This window comes from Luteibacter sp. (genome assembly GCF_009912395.1).
Lineage (GTDB): Bacteria > Pseudomonadota > Gammaproteobacteria > Xanthomonadales > Rhodanobacteraceae > Luteibacter.
Map to the genome: position 1 here is coordinate 58,972 of NZ_WNDO01000002.1, position 14,055 is coordinate 73,026.

At 62.7% G+C, this 14,055-nt stretch carries 13 protein-coding genes; 6 read left to right on the forward strand and 7 right to left on the reverse strand.

Going from position 1 to position 14,055, the window contains the following annotated elements:
- Nucleotides 1-100 precede the first annotated feature (100 nt).
- On the forward strand, nucleotides 101-682 hold the full coding sequence (locus GAK28_RS02635) for a TetR/AcrR family transcriptional regulator (protein ID WP_291774715.1): 582 nt from the start codon (nucleotides 101-103) through the stop codon (nucleotides 680-682).
- Between the two features lie 3 nt (nucleotides 683-685).
- Here the strand turns inward: GAK28_RS02635 and GAK28_RS02640 are convergent, their stop codons facing one another.
- Entirely contained in the window at nucleotides 686-1,180 is a 495-nt protein-coding gene (locus tag GAK28_RS02640; protein WP_291774718.1) for a nuclear transport factor 2 family protein, read from the reverse strand.
- 203 nt (nucleotides 1,181-1,383) lie between these two features.
- On the opposite strand from GAK28_RS02640, the gene GAK28_RS02645 reads away from it, so the two are divergent.
- Nucleotides 1,384-2,307: an AraC family transcriptional regulator gene (locus GAK28_RS02645; protein ID WP_291774722.1), complete on the forward strand. Its 924-nt coding sequence runs from the start codon at nucleotides 1,384-1,386 to the stop codon at nucleotides 2,305-2,307.
- Nucleotides 2,308-2,394: 87 nt separating this feature from the next.
- Nucleotides 2,395-3,450 carry an aldo/keto reductase gene (locus GAK28_RS02650; protein WP_291774725.1) on the forward strand — a complete coding sequence of 352 codons (1,056 nt, stop codon included), beginning with the start codon at nucleotides 2,395-2,397 and terminating at the stop codon, nucleotides 3,448-3,450.
- A gap of 36 nt (nucleotides 3,451-3,486) precedes the next feature.
- Here the strand turns inward: GAK28_RS02650 and GAK28_RS02655 are convergent, their stop codons facing one another.
- Both GAK28_RS02655 and GAK28_RS02660 read right to left on the reverse strand, forming a co-directional pair.
- Nucleotides 3,487-4,860, reverse strand: coding sequence for a hypothetical protein (locus GAK28_RS02655; RefSeq protein ID WP_291774728.1), 1,374 nt, complete (start codon nucleotides 4,858-4,860; stop codon nucleotides 3,487-3,489).
- A gap of 78 nt (nucleotides 4,861-4,938) precedes the next feature.
- Nucleotides 4,939-6,168, reverse strand: a complete 1,230-nt coding sequence (locus tag GAK28_RS02660; protein WP_291774731.1) for an MFS transporter — start codon at nucleotides 6,166-6,168, stop codon at nucleotides 4,939-4,941.
- A 142-nt stretch (nucleotides 6,169-6,310) separates the two neighbouring features.
- On the opposite strand from GAK28_RS02660, the gene GAK28_RS02665 reads away from it, so the two are divergent.
- Nucleotides 6,311-7,108: a helix-turn-helix transcriptional regulator gene (locus GAK28_RS02665; RefSeq protein ID WP_291774734.1), complete on the forward strand. Its 798-nt coding sequence runs from the start codon at nucleotides 6,311-6,313 to the stop codon at nucleotides 7,106-7,108.
- Here GAK28_RS02665 and GAK28_RS02670 read toward each other — a convergent pair.
- On the reverse strand, nucleotides 7,099-7,875 hold the full coding sequence (locus GAK28_RS02670; RefSeq protein ID WP_291774737.1) for a BPL-N domain-containing protein: 777 nt from the start codon (nucleotides 7,873-7,875) through the stop codon (nucleotides 7,099-7,101). The two genes, GAK28_RS02665 and GAK28_RS02670, sit on opposite strands and share 10 nt — an antisense overlap.
- Before the next feature lie 398 nt (nucleotides 7,876-8,273).
- Here GAK28_RS02670 and GAK28_RS02675 point away from each other — a divergent pair, with 398 nt between their 5' ends.
- Complete coding sequence (locus tag GAK28_RS02675) at nucleotides 8,274-9,101, forward strand: class I SAM-dependent methyltransferase (RefSeq protein ID WP_291774740.1); 828 nt, start codon at nucleotides 8,274-8,276, stop codon at nucleotides 9,099-9,101.
- 7 nt (nucleotides 9,102-9,108) lie between these two features.
- Here the strand turns inward: GAK28_RS02675 and GAK28_RS02680 are convergent, their stop codons facing one another.
- The gene (locus GAK28_RS02680) at nucleotides 9,109-9,462 is read right to left on the reverse strand and encodes a hypothetical protein (RefSeq protein WP_291774743.1); all 354 of its coding nucleotides are present in this window, start codon (nucleotides 9,460-9,462) and stop codon (nucleotides 9,109-9,111) included.
- A 795-nt stretch (nucleotides 9,463-10,257) separates the two neighbouring features.
- Between GAK28_RS02680 and GAK28_RS02685 the strand changes: the two genes are divergently transcribed.
- Nucleotides 10,258-12,660: a TonB-dependent receptor gene (locus GAK28_RS02685; RefSeq protein WP_291774746.1), complete on the forward strand. Its 2,403-nt coding sequence runs from the start codon at nucleotides 10,258-10,260 to the stop codon at nucleotides 12,658-12,660.
- 120 nt (nucleotides 12,661-12,780) lie between these two features.
- Here GAK28_RS02685 and GAK28_RS02690 read toward each other — a convergent pair whose 3' ends face one another.
- Nucleotides 12,781-13,440, reverse strand: a complete 660-nt coding sequence (locus GAK28_RS02690; protein ID WP_291774747.1) for a ChrR family anti-sigma-E factor — start codon at nucleotides 13,438-13,440, stop codon at nucleotides 12,781-12,783.
- Entirely contained in the window at nucleotides 13,437-14,015 is a 579-nt protein-coding gene (locus GAK28_RS02695; RefSeq protein WP_291774750.1) for a sigma-70 family RNA polymerase sigma factor, read from the reverse strand. Before GAK28_RS02695 ends, GAK28_RS02690 begins: the two co-directional genes overlap by 4 nt.
- Nucleotides 14,016-14,055 lie beyond the last annotated feature (40 nt).

The following is a 14,055-nucleotide window of genomic DNA, read 5'->3' on the forward strand; positions in this document are numbered from 1 at the left end:
GTAATAGTGGGTATATTCAACCTACCAGTAGGTAGGTTTTTAGGTCAAGTGCCGCGCCATGACGCCATTCAGCCGCCTACCAGCTGGTAGAATCCCACCCATGAGCACGCAGAAGAAATTGATCGACTCCGCCCGTCACCTGATCCAGACCCGTGGCTATAACGGCTTCAGCTACGCCGATGTCGCTGAAGAGGTGCAGGTGCGCAAGGCCAGCATCCATCACCATTTCCCGGCCAAGTCCGACCTGGCGCACGCCGTGGTGGAGGAATCCCGGGCGTTCTTCGTGGCCCAGGCCGAACGTCTCGCCCGGGAGGATTTCGACCCCGAGGAGCAATTGCGCTTCTACACGGGGTACTGGGAGAAATGCATCGCGGACGACTCCGCGCCGTTCTGTGTCGCCGGCATGCTCGCCAGCGAGCTGCCCACGTTGCCGGCGCCGCTGGCCGACAGCGTCCGGGCGCATTTTCGCGATCTCTCGAACTGGCTGGAAATCATCCTGACCAAGGGCGCGCAGAAGGGCTGCTTCGAGTTGCGCGGCTCGGCACGTCAGGAGGCGGAAGCGTTCATGGCCATCGTCTACGGCGCCATGCTGGCTGCGCGTGCCTATGGCGAGCCCAAGGTGTTTGCCGATATCGCCGCCACCGGCCTTGGCAGGTTGATGCCTGCACGAAAGGCACGCTGACCCTTATTTCAGCGCGTGATGCCCGTAGCTGAAGATACGGGTTGCGAGCCAGCCGTCGGCCGTCCGGTGCCAGAGGATCATGAATTTCGCGGCACCGAAGCATTCGCCGGTCTTGGTGTCGCAAAACGCCTGATTGCCTTCCTCGAGGGCGCCGTAGTCCTTGATGGGATAGATATCCAGGCTGCCCACGAGCTTGCGCCGGTACGTGCCGCAGACGTTCTGGCGGGTCTTGTCGAGGTAATCCTTGCTCGTCCAGCTGACGCCGCCGGTGTCGTGGTAGAACTCCAGTTTCGGGTCGAGGAAGGCCGCGTGCCGGTCGAGCTGGCCCGGAGCGTCGCAGGTGTTGAAGGCAGCGAAGAAGCGGGTGTCCAGGTCGGTGACGGTACGCACCAGCGCCGCCTGGGCAGCCGCTCCGTCGGAAGCTGAGTCCGCCGCTTGTGCCTGCATGCAGGGTAGGGCAACCGTGAGGGCGATGGTGGCCCAAAGCGAAACGCGCATCGTGGTGTCCTCCCCGGTGGTGGCGAGGTGATTATGGGAGCGCGCACGCGGCGAATTCATATGCCGGAAGTGCAGATGCCGAATGGGATGGGCGACGCCGGAGAATCCTGCACAAGCGTCGTGGAATCGTGCAGTATGGCTCGTGCTCGTCATTCGATAATGACGGCCGGTCATCATCCTGCCCAGACGATACGGCGTGCGATATGCATACGACGGACGACGCGGAATCCGCCTCCCATCGCGATACCCTCCGGTCATCCCTGGCCGCCCTTGTCTCGCGCTTCACGCCTGTCGATGGCGAGTACCCGATGCCGGGCATGCCTTCGCTCACGTTCTATCGGATCTCGCGTCCCTCCGAGCAATCCAAGGACATGAGCAAGGTGGCGCTCATCGTCGCGGTACAGGGGTCGAAAACCATCACGGCGGGCGACATATCGTTCGACTACAATCCGGAGCACTACCTGCTTTCGTCGATCTCCATGCCGCTGGCGGGTAGCGTGAGGGAGGCCAGCCGTGAAATACCTTACCTTTCGCTGGTGCTGGAGCTAGACCCCAAGCGTGTTGCCGATCTGCTCGCCTCGAATACCTTGCCACCGCCCGACGAAGCGCCGAGTTCCCTGGGTATCGGCAGGGGGAGGGTGACACTGGAACTACTGGAAGCGATCTGGCGCCTCGTGAAGCTGCTGGACACGCCCAAGCACATTCCGTCACTGGCGCCGCTTGCCGAGCAGGAGGTCATCTACCGGCTGCTGATGGGTGCGCAGGGTGCGCGATTGCGCCAGTCGCTGATCGCCGATAGCCGCTCCTTCAAGATCTCCCGGGCCGTCGAATGGATCAAGGCACATTACGCCGAGCCCATCCGGATCGACGATCTCGCACGGCACGTCAGCATGAGCCTTTCGTCGCTGCACGAGCATTTCAAGGACACGACGACGCTCAGTCCATTGCAGTACCAGAAGCGGTTGCGCCTGTTCGAGGCGCGCAAGCTGCTGGTCAAGCGGGGAAACGACGTGCAGGTGGTTGCCTCCGAAGTGGGCTACGAGAATCCGTCGCAGTTCCATCGCGAGTACAAGCGACTGTTCGGCGCGACGCCGGCGCAGGACATGATCCGACTGCGCGCGGAGTAATCGTCAGTAAACGCGGCGGATCGGCCATTCGAGGGCGATTCGCCCCATCGATACTTCCTGGCACCGACATCCCACAAGGTGCCTTCCATGAAGTACAAGACCCTCGGACATACCGGACTTCTCGTCTCCACCCTATGCCTCGGCACGATGACCTTCGGCGACGGGCAGGGTGTTTACAAGCACATCGGTAGCTCCGGTCAGAAGGAGGCCGACGACCTGGTCAAGGCCGCCTTGGAGGCGGGCGTCAATTTCTTCGATACCGCGGATATCTATTCAGGCGGTGTCAGCGAAGAGGTGCTTGGCCAGTCCATCAAGAATCTTGGTATCGCCCGCAACGACGTCGTGCTGGCGACCAAGGCAGCTGGCCGCGCAGGGCAAGGCCGCAATGACGTGGGTGCCTCGCGCGGTCACATCATGGATGCCGTCGAAGCCAGCCTGAAGCGACTGAAGACGGATCACATCGACCTGTACCAGATCCACGCGAGCGACGCGATCACGCCGGTCGAGGAAACGCTGCGCGCGCTGGATGACCTCGTGCGCCAGGGCAAGGTGCGCTACACCGGTGTCTCCAACTGGCAGGCCTGGAAGATCGCGCGTTCGATCGGCATCGCCGAGCACCGCAATCTTGCTCGTTTCGCGACCTTGCAGGCTTACTATTCCATCGCCGGCCGCGACCTGGAACGTGAGCTTGGCCCGCTGCTGGACGCCGAAAAGATGGGCTTGCTGGTGTGGAGCCCACTCGCTGGCGGCCTGCTGTCCGGCAAGTTCGACAGGCATCAGCAGAAGCCCGCGGACTCCCGCCGCTCGACGTTCGACTTCCCCGTCGTCGATACGGAGCGCGCCTGGAACATCGTCGATGTGATGAAGCCTATCGCCGAGGCCCACGGTTGCAGCGTGGCCCGTGTGGCCCTGGCGTGGCTGCTGGCCAAGCCGGTGGTGACCTCGGTCATCATGGGCGCCAAGCGCATCGACCAGCTCCACGACAACCTGGCGGCCGTGGATCTTGTGCTCACTGGCGATGAGCTGCGTCGGCTCGACGAGGTAAGCGCACTCCCGCCGGAGTATCCGGGCTGGATGCTGGAGGCACAGGGCGCCGATCGCCTGGAAGCCATCGACACCTGGGGCGCGAAGGCGCAGTCCTGATAGCCACGCTTGCCCTGTCTACCCCGGGCGGGAGGCTCATGCCTGGCAGGCACGCCTCCCGTTCGCGACGCAGGCCTCGGTCCATCGCTTCCATGTGTTGGCATCGATGCCGGCTTTCGCGGCCGTGTCGCGCAGATCGGACCAGGTCATGATGCGCGGCGTGGCGAGGAGCTCGCGCAGGAACGCCCGCATCTTTTTCTCTCCTGCTGCTTTTTCCAGAGAAAGCAGCAGGAGCGGGCCGTAGCTGTATCGGTACGTCTCGGTGATGTCCGCCTCGCTGGTGATCGCATCCAGGGCAATGAACGGTACCGTTCGCTTGTCCATCTGGGCTTTCCATGCGGCGACGCGCTTGTCCGCCGCCTCGTCGCCGACGATCGCCCTCAGGGCCTTCATGGAAAGAAACTCGGCGGTCGATTCCAGCAGGAACCACCGGTACGGGCCCTGGGGATGGACCAGGGTGCCGAAGTAGTAATGGCCCATCTCATGGGCAAGATAGGCGATGCGCGAATGGGCGGCCGGGCCGCCCGCGAGGAGAATCGCCCCTGACTTGGCCACGCTGCCGCTCAAGGCGATGGTGGGCCAGGTGGCGAAGCCCCATTCCCCGCCCTTGCGGTCGCGCTCGACCTGATCGATGGTGACCATGCGCAGGAAGGTCGGGCGATCGGCCATGGGCTTGCCCATGTAACCCTGGTAGTACGTCCGGACCTTTCCCATCAGGTCGGAGATGGCATTCGCCTCGACTGGCGCCACCGTTTCGTTGAGGATCATTGCGTTGGCCGTCGTGGTGATCGGCCCCGTGCCGCCGAAGACCAGCATCGGTCGCGCGATATCGCTATGGAACGTCCCCTTGGTTCCCACGATGGCCGGACTGCCATTGGCGTAGAGGAACCGGCAACTGTCGCAGCGGATCTCCAGGTCGTACGAGCCTTCGCTTTCGCGAACCTTCGCCTTCGTGTCGTAGGGCAGGGGCAGCCAGGCCGATTGCTCGCTGAAACGAAAGCTGTCGCCGTTGAACGCCATCAACCCTTTGAAGTCACCTGGGGCATCGTGCGCGGGATAGACGGGGAAGGCGCCGCTGTACTGGACACAGAACGTCGGCGGTGCGTCGGTAACGGTATAGACGCGCGCTTCGCCGTCGATCGTCGGCTCGCCCCATCCGTCGTAACGAAGCGGTTGATGGTCGCCATCGGTCACGCGCGCCACGTTCAGGCCGACATTAAGCACGAAGGCATCGGTGAAGCCCGCGGGACGGTTCGATACACAGGCGTTGCCATCCACGCGCCCCGAGGCCACGTCGACATGCAGGTCGACGGCATAGGTCGTGGCGGCGGAGCCCCCGGACATCGCATGGCTTGCCGGTGTCAGCATGGATGCGATGGTGAGAATCAACAGACGAATCGACGAACGCATGGACACTCCGTGTGTGTGACAAGGTTTTCCTGTCGCCAGTTCGGTTGGATGCGCGTGGGGCACGCTTGGTTTAGTGGTTCATGGGACGTCTGGTTTACATTTGAGCGTGTTCCGATGTCTCAACGAGGGAAACAGGCGCATCCACAAGGCCACGATCATCAGCGTTCCGCAACCACCGATCACTACGGCGGGTACGGCACCCAGCCATGCGGCGAGCATCCCGGACTCAAATTCGCCGAGCTGGTTCGATGTGCCGATGAACATGCCGTTCACGGCGCCTACGCGGCCACGCATGTGCCCCGGGGTTTCCATCTGCATCAGCGTGCCGCGGATCACGACGCTGACCATGTCGAAGGCACCGAGTGCGGCGAGGGCCAACATGGATAGCCACAGGTGGGTCGACAGCCCGAAGACGATGGTCGCGACGCCGAAGCCTGCCACGCACCCGAACATCCGCATGCCGACCCGGTGTTGCGGCGGGTGACGCGAGAGCCATAGGCCGAGCAGCAAGGCACCCACGGACGGCGCAATGCGTAGCAGCGCGAGTCCTGTCGGGCCGGCGTGCAGGATGTCCTTGGCGAACATCGGCAACAGCGCGGTCGCGCCGCCCAGCAGCACGGCGAAAAGATCCAGCGAAATGATGCCCAGCAGGTCGGGACGCGCGCGGATGAAGCGCAGCCCTGCGAAAAGGTCGACAGCGCTGGCCGCGCCCGCGTCCAGCGGCTCCGGCACATACCTCAGCCTCGCGAGCAGGAGCGCCGAGCCCACCATCAGTCCTCCGGCGGCGGCGTAGACCGTCAGCGAGCCGGTCAGGTAGAGCAGGCCGCCGATCACCGGCCCCGCGACGACGGTGGCTTCCCCGGCGACCGAGGTCGCCGCGTAGGCCTGGGCGAGCATGGCCTTGGGTACCAGGCCGGGCACGAGGCTTTGTAGCGCCGGTCGGCGGATGGCGGCCGCCGCGCCCCCGAGTCCGACCGCCGCCAGGAGCCAACCACGGCCGGGGCTATGCGTGAGCGATGCCATCGCCAGGGCAAGCGCCGCGACGGCACCGAGCAAGTCCGCCACCATCACGAGGCTGCGACGATCGTATCGGTCAGCGAGGTGACCGCCGGGAAGGGCCAGGAGCAGGGCGGGAACGAAGTGGGCCAACCCGATGAGGCCGAGGTCCGATGCCTTGCCCGTGGTGGCGTACATCTGCCACGCCACGGCGAGGGAGGTCATTTCCAGCGCGATGCCGGAGCAGACCAGGGACAGCCAGAAGGCGACGAAACCGCGATGGTGTGACAGCGACGGGAGATGAAGGGACAAGACGGATGCTCCGGGGTAGCGGGGGCGCACATGTGCGATCCATGTGGCTGGCGGGCTATCGGAGGCGCGCTGGCGGTGGTTGGACGCTTCGGGAAAGCGAATGCTAGGCTCATGGCGTATGGCATTCGCACGGGATCGGGACATGGCCTATCGAGAAAGCGACACGATCTGGTCCACCATGCACCGGCGTCGACGTGACGAAGCCTGCCCCATGCCCGGCGCCGTCGACGTGCTCCGTCGCGCCTATGCGGCCGGAACGGTGATCGCCGAGCATCGCCACGCCAGGCACCAGCTCATCTATGCCCGTTCCGGCCTCCTGGTCGTCACTTCGCCGCAAGGCCGCTGGATCGTGCCCAGCACCCGGGCCCTCTGGATGCCCGCCGGGACACCGCATTCGGTCCGCTGCGTGGACGCTGTGGAAGAACGGAATCTCTATGTAAGCCCGGAGGCGGCGTCGCACCTTCCCGATGCCGTATTCGCCGTCCAGGTGGGGCCCTTGCTGCGTGACCTCATCGACGCTGCCGAGCTTATCGTTCAGCCCTATGCGGAAGATTCCCGCGACGGTCGCGTGATGCGCCTCATCCTCGACGAGCTGACATCATTGCCGACGCTGCCGCTTCACCTGCCGCAGTCGAGCGATGCGCGGATCGGACCCATCTGCGCACATCTGGTTCGCCATCCCTACGACCACTCGACGATTGCCGACTGGGCGAAGCGGACGGGTGTCCATGTGAAGACCCTCCAGCGGATCTTCCTGCGTGACCTGGGCATGACCTTCACGCAGTGGCGGCAGCGCTGCCGCCTGCTCTTCGCGCTGGAGCGTCTCGCCGTCGGGGTGCCCGTCATCGACGTTGCGATGGACCTCGGCTACGAGAGCCCCAGTGCGTTTTCCGCGATGTTCAAGCGCCAGTTCGGGGTAAGCCCGAGTCATTACTTCTGACGCGTTCGGGCTACGTTGGTGGAGGGCTCGAATTCCCGCAGGAGATCCTTGACCAGATTGCCCTCCGGCATCCTGTCTCGGGGGATGTTCGCATCGTCGAACCATGACGCGTCGGCTTCCGGATGGGGACCCACTAGGACAACCAGACCGCTGCCATAGGCATAACGTGCCGCGGCGATGTCGCCGTTTTCGTAGGTGGCGATGGCGTGGAACTTCCGGTCGCCGGGGGCGGGGTGCATGTAAGGACCATCCTGGAAGAAGATGCTTTCTTCCCGTCCATTCCACTGCACGGTGACCGCCGTGTCCTCGCTCGTTCGGACCGGGAAGCCGGGGCGCCTGATTTCGCCGTCCAGATCCTGATCGACGAGTTGCATGTTTCCCGCATCGGCCAGGTAGGCGCCCATGCACAGGCCGAGGTAATGGCCGCCACCGTGCACGAAGTTCCGGATGGCTTTTACCCGTGCGTTGCCAATATCCCGTAGCGCCTTCGGGATGTCCTGGCCGCCGCCGGGTTGTACATAGATGTCGTAGTTCGCCAGGCTTTCATCGGTGATGTCGATGTCCTCGCGAGCACCGACGAAATCGACCTTGTACTTCGGGCCCAGTTTTTCGATGGCTCGCCTGACGACATCCGAACAGTCCTCGCATGCCGCCGGACCTTTGTAGATGGCGACATGGACGATGGTGTCCTTCGCCATGGCATGAGATGTCACGGCCATGGGGCCGAGAAACGACAGGGATGCGATGAAGAATGCAGGGACTCGCATGGTGCTCTCCGGGGGAGGGAAAGGGTGCCCGTGCGGAAAGTCTAGGGAATTTCTTCGATCCATGTGCCCTCCATGAAGAGTCCACGATTCCTCCATCCGTGACCCTGGCATCTCGGTGCTTCGCTTGACGGAAGCATGACGCAATAGTCTAATTCGCTCACCGAACCACTTGCGGTTCGCGAGCCTTTCGTCATTCACGGGATTCCGCCGACATGATCAAGTAATGCGTCGATGCATTCGCATCCTCTCTGTCGCTGTCTGAAGCGCGAGCCGCATTACTTCATTCGAATCATCGTGTTCGTGCCGATACGGCGGCTGCCGCCTAAGCAGCTGACCACGGCATGCCATGGCGCTCGCACGTCTCCAGACAGTTTCCCTCACGCATGATGGAAACTCCCATGACCGCATCTATCACCCCATCCACCGTTTTCGAACACAATCGCGCCGCCTGGGACAGGCAGGCATCCAGCCAGTGCGAATGGTCACGCCCCGTCGCCCCGGATGTCATCGCGGCCGCGCGCCGTGGCGACTGGACGCTGCATCTCACGCCCGGCGCACTACCTGCCGACTGGCTTCCCGATATCCGGGGCAAGCGCATTCTCTGTCTTGCCTCGGCAGGTGGTCAGCAGGCGCCGGTACTGGCGGCAGCTGGCGCAGATGTGACGGTATTCGATGCATCCGCCAAGCAGCTGGAACAGGACGACATGGTGGCCCAGCGCGATCGGCTGGACCTTACAACCGTGCAGGGCGACATGCGCGACCTGTCCATGTTCGTCGATGACAGCTTCGACATCATCGTGCATCCGATATCGAACCTGTACGTACCGGATATTCGACCCGTATGGAGCGAGTGCTTTCGGGTGCTTCGCGCAGGAGGACGCCTGCTCAGCAGCTTTTTCAATCCCGTGGTCTTCGTGGCCGATCGTAGTCCGGAATGGGCGGCGCAAGGGCTTATCCGTCCGCGTTTCAGGATTCCCTACTCGGATATGCGGGATCTCACGGAAACCGAGCTGGCGGATAAGCAGGCGAAGGGCGATGCCCTTGTGTTCGGGCATAGCCTGAGCGAACAGATCGGAGGCCAGTTGGCGGCGGGGTTCGTGCTCAAGGGCTTTCTGGAAGACGAGCAACCCCAACCTCGCTTCGTCATCGACCGCTACCTGCCGACTTTCCTTGCCACGTACGCCGTAAAACCCCGAGACCATGCCTCGGATGAATCGACGGGCTGAAGCCCGCTCAGTCGCTTCCCTTCGCGAGCCAGTTGCGCGGCAGGCGCAACTGGCCGCATCCCACACATACCAGGCGTCCTTGCGTACCTTCGAACGACAGGCGCGTTCCGTCGGCCATCTTCAGCTCGAGTGTTCCACCAGGAATGGTCGCGTGGACGAGGTCGTCCTTGATCAGGGTGACCTTCATGGCGAAGGTCTGCGTTCCCCATCGCCAATACACCATACCTGCGTGATCCTTGATCGATATCTCGGCCGTGTTTGGGCCATACCCTTCCGCGTCGTAAAGGTGGATCTCGCTCGAACGGCAAGCAGTCAACGACAACACGATCGATGCGACAGCCACAGGTAGAACGACCTTCATGGGCGACGCTTCCTTGTGGGGAAGGGTAGGGATGAGGACAACGACGTCGCTTTCATAGCGCCCCATAAGTGAAGGCCGAAGCTAGGCGGCCTGCTCGATGCTGAACGCCATGGGGTTGCGTTGTAGGAGCGCGCTTGCGCGCGATGCCAGGTTGCCGCGAGCCCCATCGCGCGCAAGCGCACTCCTACAGGAGAGGATTGCCGCAATCGCGCATAAAAAAGCCCGCAACGGGGAGGCTGCGGGCTGGGGTTCCGTCGAGGCCAGGGCTTGCGAGCAGGGGAACTCAGTGCCAAGGCAATGGGAGTGTCGCCCTCACGGCGACTTGGGGGCCACGTTAGGCCTGTGCGGATTAACGCAGCCTGAGTTTTTCGGTTGACCGCCTGTCGACGATGCGCGAAGGCGTGGATAGAGAGCTAAGCACTTCATCCATGCGGTGCTGATGACATGACTGCCAACGGAAAGATTTCTGTAACGCGCCGGAGCGACACTGTCGGCCATGTTGTTATGATGCTCGGCATCAATCGATTTATCTAACGAAAAAACCTTGTTTATCGTGAAATCGCTCGATCCTCGCCGATCGGGCTTTTTTTACGCCCGGAGGAAATGTTTAAATTTGCGTTAAGTGCAATCTAATGCGTCATTGATCAATTAGTTGCGCCAATGACACCGTTTTTTCGCGAGAACTTCCTGGCGCGACATCATGGATAAAAAAACGATCGCCGACTGCCGTGTGCAGACGGCGTGGCCCCGCTTTTTCCGCTGGAACCGATGAAAATGAAACGAAACCACCTTTCCATGGCGATTGCCGTTGTCTTCTGCATGGCTGCGGGTTCTGCACTCGCGCAGGATGCTTCCGATCAGGCGAATCAATCGACCACCGGCAAGGATGCGGGTGCGCAGCGCTCGAACGCATCGAACACATCGAACACCACCACCTCGAACGACACCAAGCGTGTCCAGCAGTTGAACGCGGTGACCGTGCAGGCCGACAATCTCTCGTTGGCCAATGGCCTGATGTCGGTGCAGACGGCGCCGAAGGCCGTGTCGACCATCACCCGCGATGCGATCGTGAAAGCGGCACCCGGTGCAAACTTCACCCAGATGATCGGCACGATGCCCGGCGTGAACGCCGCAACGGACGACGTGACGGGCCTGGCCAACGGCCACTACAGTATCCGCGGCTTCGATTCCTCCGATATCGGCATGACCGTCAACGGCGCGCCCATCACCGACACGGGCAGCTATTCGGTGTACGCCACGGAATACGGCGATACCGAGAACATGGGCGACATCACCGTGCTGCAAAGCATTCCGGATGTGGACATGCCCGACTCGGGCGCCAGCGGCGGCCACATCGGCTGGGCCACCATCGATCCGTCCCACCAGGCCGGGTTGGACTTCACCCAGTCCGTCGGCAACAACGATTACCGTCGTACCTTCATCCGCTTGAACACCGGCGATACCGGGCCGGTGCGGTCGTGGCTTTCGTACTCCAACAACAGCGCAGACAAGTGGCGCGGCCCTGGCGACATGAATGTGACCAAGGTCGAGGGCAAGTCGATCTGGACTATCGACGACAACAACTCGATCAGCGCCTCGCTGCAGTACAACCGTGAAAACAACATCAACTATCGTTCGCTGACCAAGGCCCAGGTGGCGAAGAACGGCTATAACTACGACTACCTACCGACCTGGATGCCGGGTTCGTCGGCGGCCGCGATCAGCAACAACACCTTCTACTACGGCCTGCGCACCAATCCGTTCACCAGCTATATCGCCAGCCTGGACGGTGAGTTCAAGCTGTCCGACAGCCTGCGCCTGTCCGTCATTCCGTACTTCTGGTACGGCGACGGCGGTGGCGGTGCTGGCGCGACGGTGAACGAAAGCACCTCGCCGCAGAGCCGCTTCGGCTACGCCAACCAGGATGTCAACGGCGATGGCGCCGTAACCAACGGCACCAGTGGCGTGGTTTACTCCTATTCGGCGGCGACCACCTTCCGCCCCGGTGTGATCGCCAAGTTCAACCAGGACTTCGGCCTGGACAACAGTCTTGAGTATGGCTTCTGGTATGAGCGTTCGCGCAAGAGCCAGGAAAATGTCTACGGTGCCGTCAATAGCCAGGGCACGCCGGCCGATATCTGGGCCAACTCCAGCTTCATCTACTACCCGAATGGGCTGCCGGAGAAGTCGTACGACGAGTACACCACGACCGAGATCAAGAAGGGCTTCATCACCGACAACTGGTCGCCCAACGACAAGTGGACCTTCACGGCGGGTCTGAGCTACCTGTGGGAGAACCGTAGCGGCTTTGTCTGGGAGTATCCGGGCGCGACCTCCGGCCCCGTGACCAAGTTGCAGAACTACACCGACCTGGACAAGAGCTGGAACAAGCTGCTGCCCACGGCCGGCATCAAGTTCCAGATGGACGACCGCAACCAGTTCTTCATCGGCAGCGGCAAGACCTTCCGCGCGCCGACGAACACGGTTGCGCTGCTCAACACCCTGGACAACCAGCAGCAGGCCAATGCGCCGGAAACCGCCTGGAATACCGACCTGGGTTACCGCTTCTACGGCGATGCGCTTTCGGTCAGCGCCGACGTCTACCACAGCAACTACAACAATAAACAGCAGAGCGCCTTCGACGAGACCACGGGCTATACCTTCTATACGTCCGTGCATCGCATGAAGATGGATGGCTTCAATGGTGAGATCAGCTACAAGCTGGCCAAGGACTGGACGACCTACGCCTCCTATACCTACACCCGGGCCAAGATCGAAGGCGATATCAACGGCGGCAGCGGCGATGGCATCTATCCGACCGACGGCAAGACCATGCCCGATACGGCCCGCAACATCGGCAACTTGAGCCTTGCCTATGACGACGGTAGCCACCTGTGGGCGACCTTGTCCGCACGCGTGACCAGCTCGCTGTACGGCGACTACATGAATACCGAACGGGTAGGAGGCTTCACCTCCTTCAACCTGGACGCCGGCTACAAGTTTGATAGCTGGAGCTGGTTGAAGAGCCCGTACATCAAGGTCAACGTGAGCAACCTGACCGACCACAAGGCGTTCTCGTACGTCAGCTCGGCGCAGTTCCTGGCCACGCCGCAGGGCTCGTTGTATACCAGCTCGCCGACGTACGGCCTGTTGCAGCCGCGGGCGTTCATGGTGACGGTGGGCGCTTCGCTGTTCTAAGCCTCAGGCGTGCATGCCTGGACCGGCCCCTTGATGGGGCCGGTTCTTTTTGTGCTTCGCCCGACTCGTGTAGGAGCGCGCTTGCGCGCGATCGCGCGCAAGCGCGCTCCTACAGCGTCCTTACAGCCTCACGAAGGGCTGCAGCATCCGCGCCATCCATCCGGAGAACAGCAGAGGGGCATCCGTTGCCGCCACGCAAATGCACGGGACGCCCGGTGCGGTGACGGGCTGGTGCTCCGTGTCGAGGTCCAGGTCGGCCACATCCCCGGAAGCAAAGTGGCCCAGCGTATCGTCGTAGGCGCCACGCAGGATCATCGTCATTTCGCTGCCGCCATGGGTATGCATGGGCAGGCTGCGACCCGGTGCGACTCGCAGCAGCATCAGATGGTCGTCCGTCACGTTTTGCGCGCGGATGTGATGGATACCCGGGCCGATCCACTTCCACGGCAACTCACGATACGAGCGTCCGAAGTAGGGCCATAGCGGCGCTGGCAGCAGATCCGGATCGTGCCGCTGCTGGACGGCTGCCTCCTCGGGGGCGGTCGGCTTGTCTTCGTGCTGCAGGCGGGCGAGCAAGCGCTCGGACGCATCGTCGGAAAGCGCCAGCCCTTCCTGCTGGTTGAGCAGTTGGCCGCCGATGGCATCGGTGTCGCGCAAGCGCTGGCGGCAGACGTGGCATACGCTGAGGTGCGCGGAGACGACGGCCGAGAAGGCGCTCGACAGCGCGCCCGCCGAATAGGCCATCAGGGTGGATATGTCGGGGTGATGGTGGGGCTTCATGGTGCGGTTCTCAGCGCCGCCTGCAGCTTCGCGAAGGCGCGTCGCAGGCTGGACTTCACTGAACCCAGCGGCTGGCCCAATTCCTTGGCGATCTCGCTGTGGCTCTTGGCTTCGTAGTAAGACATCCGGATCATTCGGGCTTGCTGGGGAGGCAAGTCGTCGATGGCACGATCCAGCCCGACGCCATCGGCGAACGACTCGGCGCTGGTCGCCCCGTCCTCGGGCGGTAGTTCATCCAGCTGTTCCAGGCCTTCCTGGATGACCAGCCAGTGCGATTCTCCCCGGATGCTGTCGATGTACAGGTTGCGGGCAATCCGGAACAGCCATGTCGATACGTTCGCCCGCGCCGGGTCGAACTGCCCCGCACGGCGCCAGACGCGCAACATGGCTTCCTGGACCAGTTCCTCCGCCTGGGACGGCAGTACGCCCATGCCCACCAGGTAGCGCTGCACGCGAGGCCCGTAGTGCGCAAAGATGCGCATGAAGGCATCGATGTCCTGGCGCGCGGCGACCGCCGTCATCTGGGCGGACCAATAGACCGGGTTATCGGTGTCCTGGGACGCAGGGTAGGGCATGCGCCGAACCGCCTCGAGGGGGATGATGTGGGGATGAGTC

Excerpts from the sequence above, each read along its gene's own strand:
- GAK28_RS02635 (WP_291774715.1), top strand. The coding sequence starts at position 101 with ATGAGCACGCAGAAGAAATTGATCGACTCCGCCCGTCACCTGATCCAG.
- GAK28_RS02640 (WP_291774718.1), bottom strand. The coding sequence starts at position 1,180 with ATGCGCGTTTCGCTTTGGGCCACCATCGCCCTCACGGTTGCCCTACCC.
- GAK28_RS02645 (WP_291774722.1), top strand. The coding sequence starts at position 1,384 with ATGCATACGACGGACGACGCGGAATCCGCCTCCCATCGCGATACCCTC.
- GAK28_RS02650 (WP_291774725.1), top strand. The coding sequence starts at position 2,395 with ATGAAGTACAAGACCCTCGGACATACCGGACTTCTCGTCTCCACCCTA.
- GAK28_RS02655 (WP_291774728.1), bottom strand. The coding sequence starts at position 4,860 with ATGCGTTCGTCGATTCGTCTGTTGATTCTCACCATCGCATCCATGCTG.
- GAK28_RS02665 (WP_291774734.1), top strand. The coding sequence starts at position 6,311 with ATGGCCTATCGAGAAAGCGACACGATCTGGTCCACCATGCACCGGCGT.
- GAK28_RS02670 (WP_291774737.1), bottom strand. The coding sequence starts at position 7,875 with ATGCGAGTCCCTGCATTCTTCATCGCATCCCTGTCGTTTCTCGGCCCC.
- GAK28_RS02675 (WP_291774740.1), top strand. The coding sequence starts at position 8,274 with ATGACCGCATCTATCACCCCATCCACCGTTTTCGAACACAATCGCGCC.
- GAK28_RS02680 (WP_291774743.1), bottom strand. The coding sequence starts at position 9,462 with ATGAAGGTCGTTCTACCTGTGGCTGTCGCATCGATCGTGTTGTCGTTG.
- GAK28_RS02685 (WP_291774746.1), top strand. The coding sequence starts at position 10,258 with ATGGCGATTGCCGTTGTCTTCTGCATGGCTGCGGGTTCTGCACTCGCG.
- GAK28_RS02690 (WP_291774747.1), bottom strand. The coding sequence starts at position 13,440 with ATGAAGCCCCACCATCACCCCGACATATCCACCCTGATGGCCTATTCG.
- GAK28_RS02695 (WP_291774750.1), bottom strand. The coding sequence starts at position 14,015 with ATGCCCTACCCTGCGTCCCAGGACACCGATAACCCGGTCTATTGGTCC.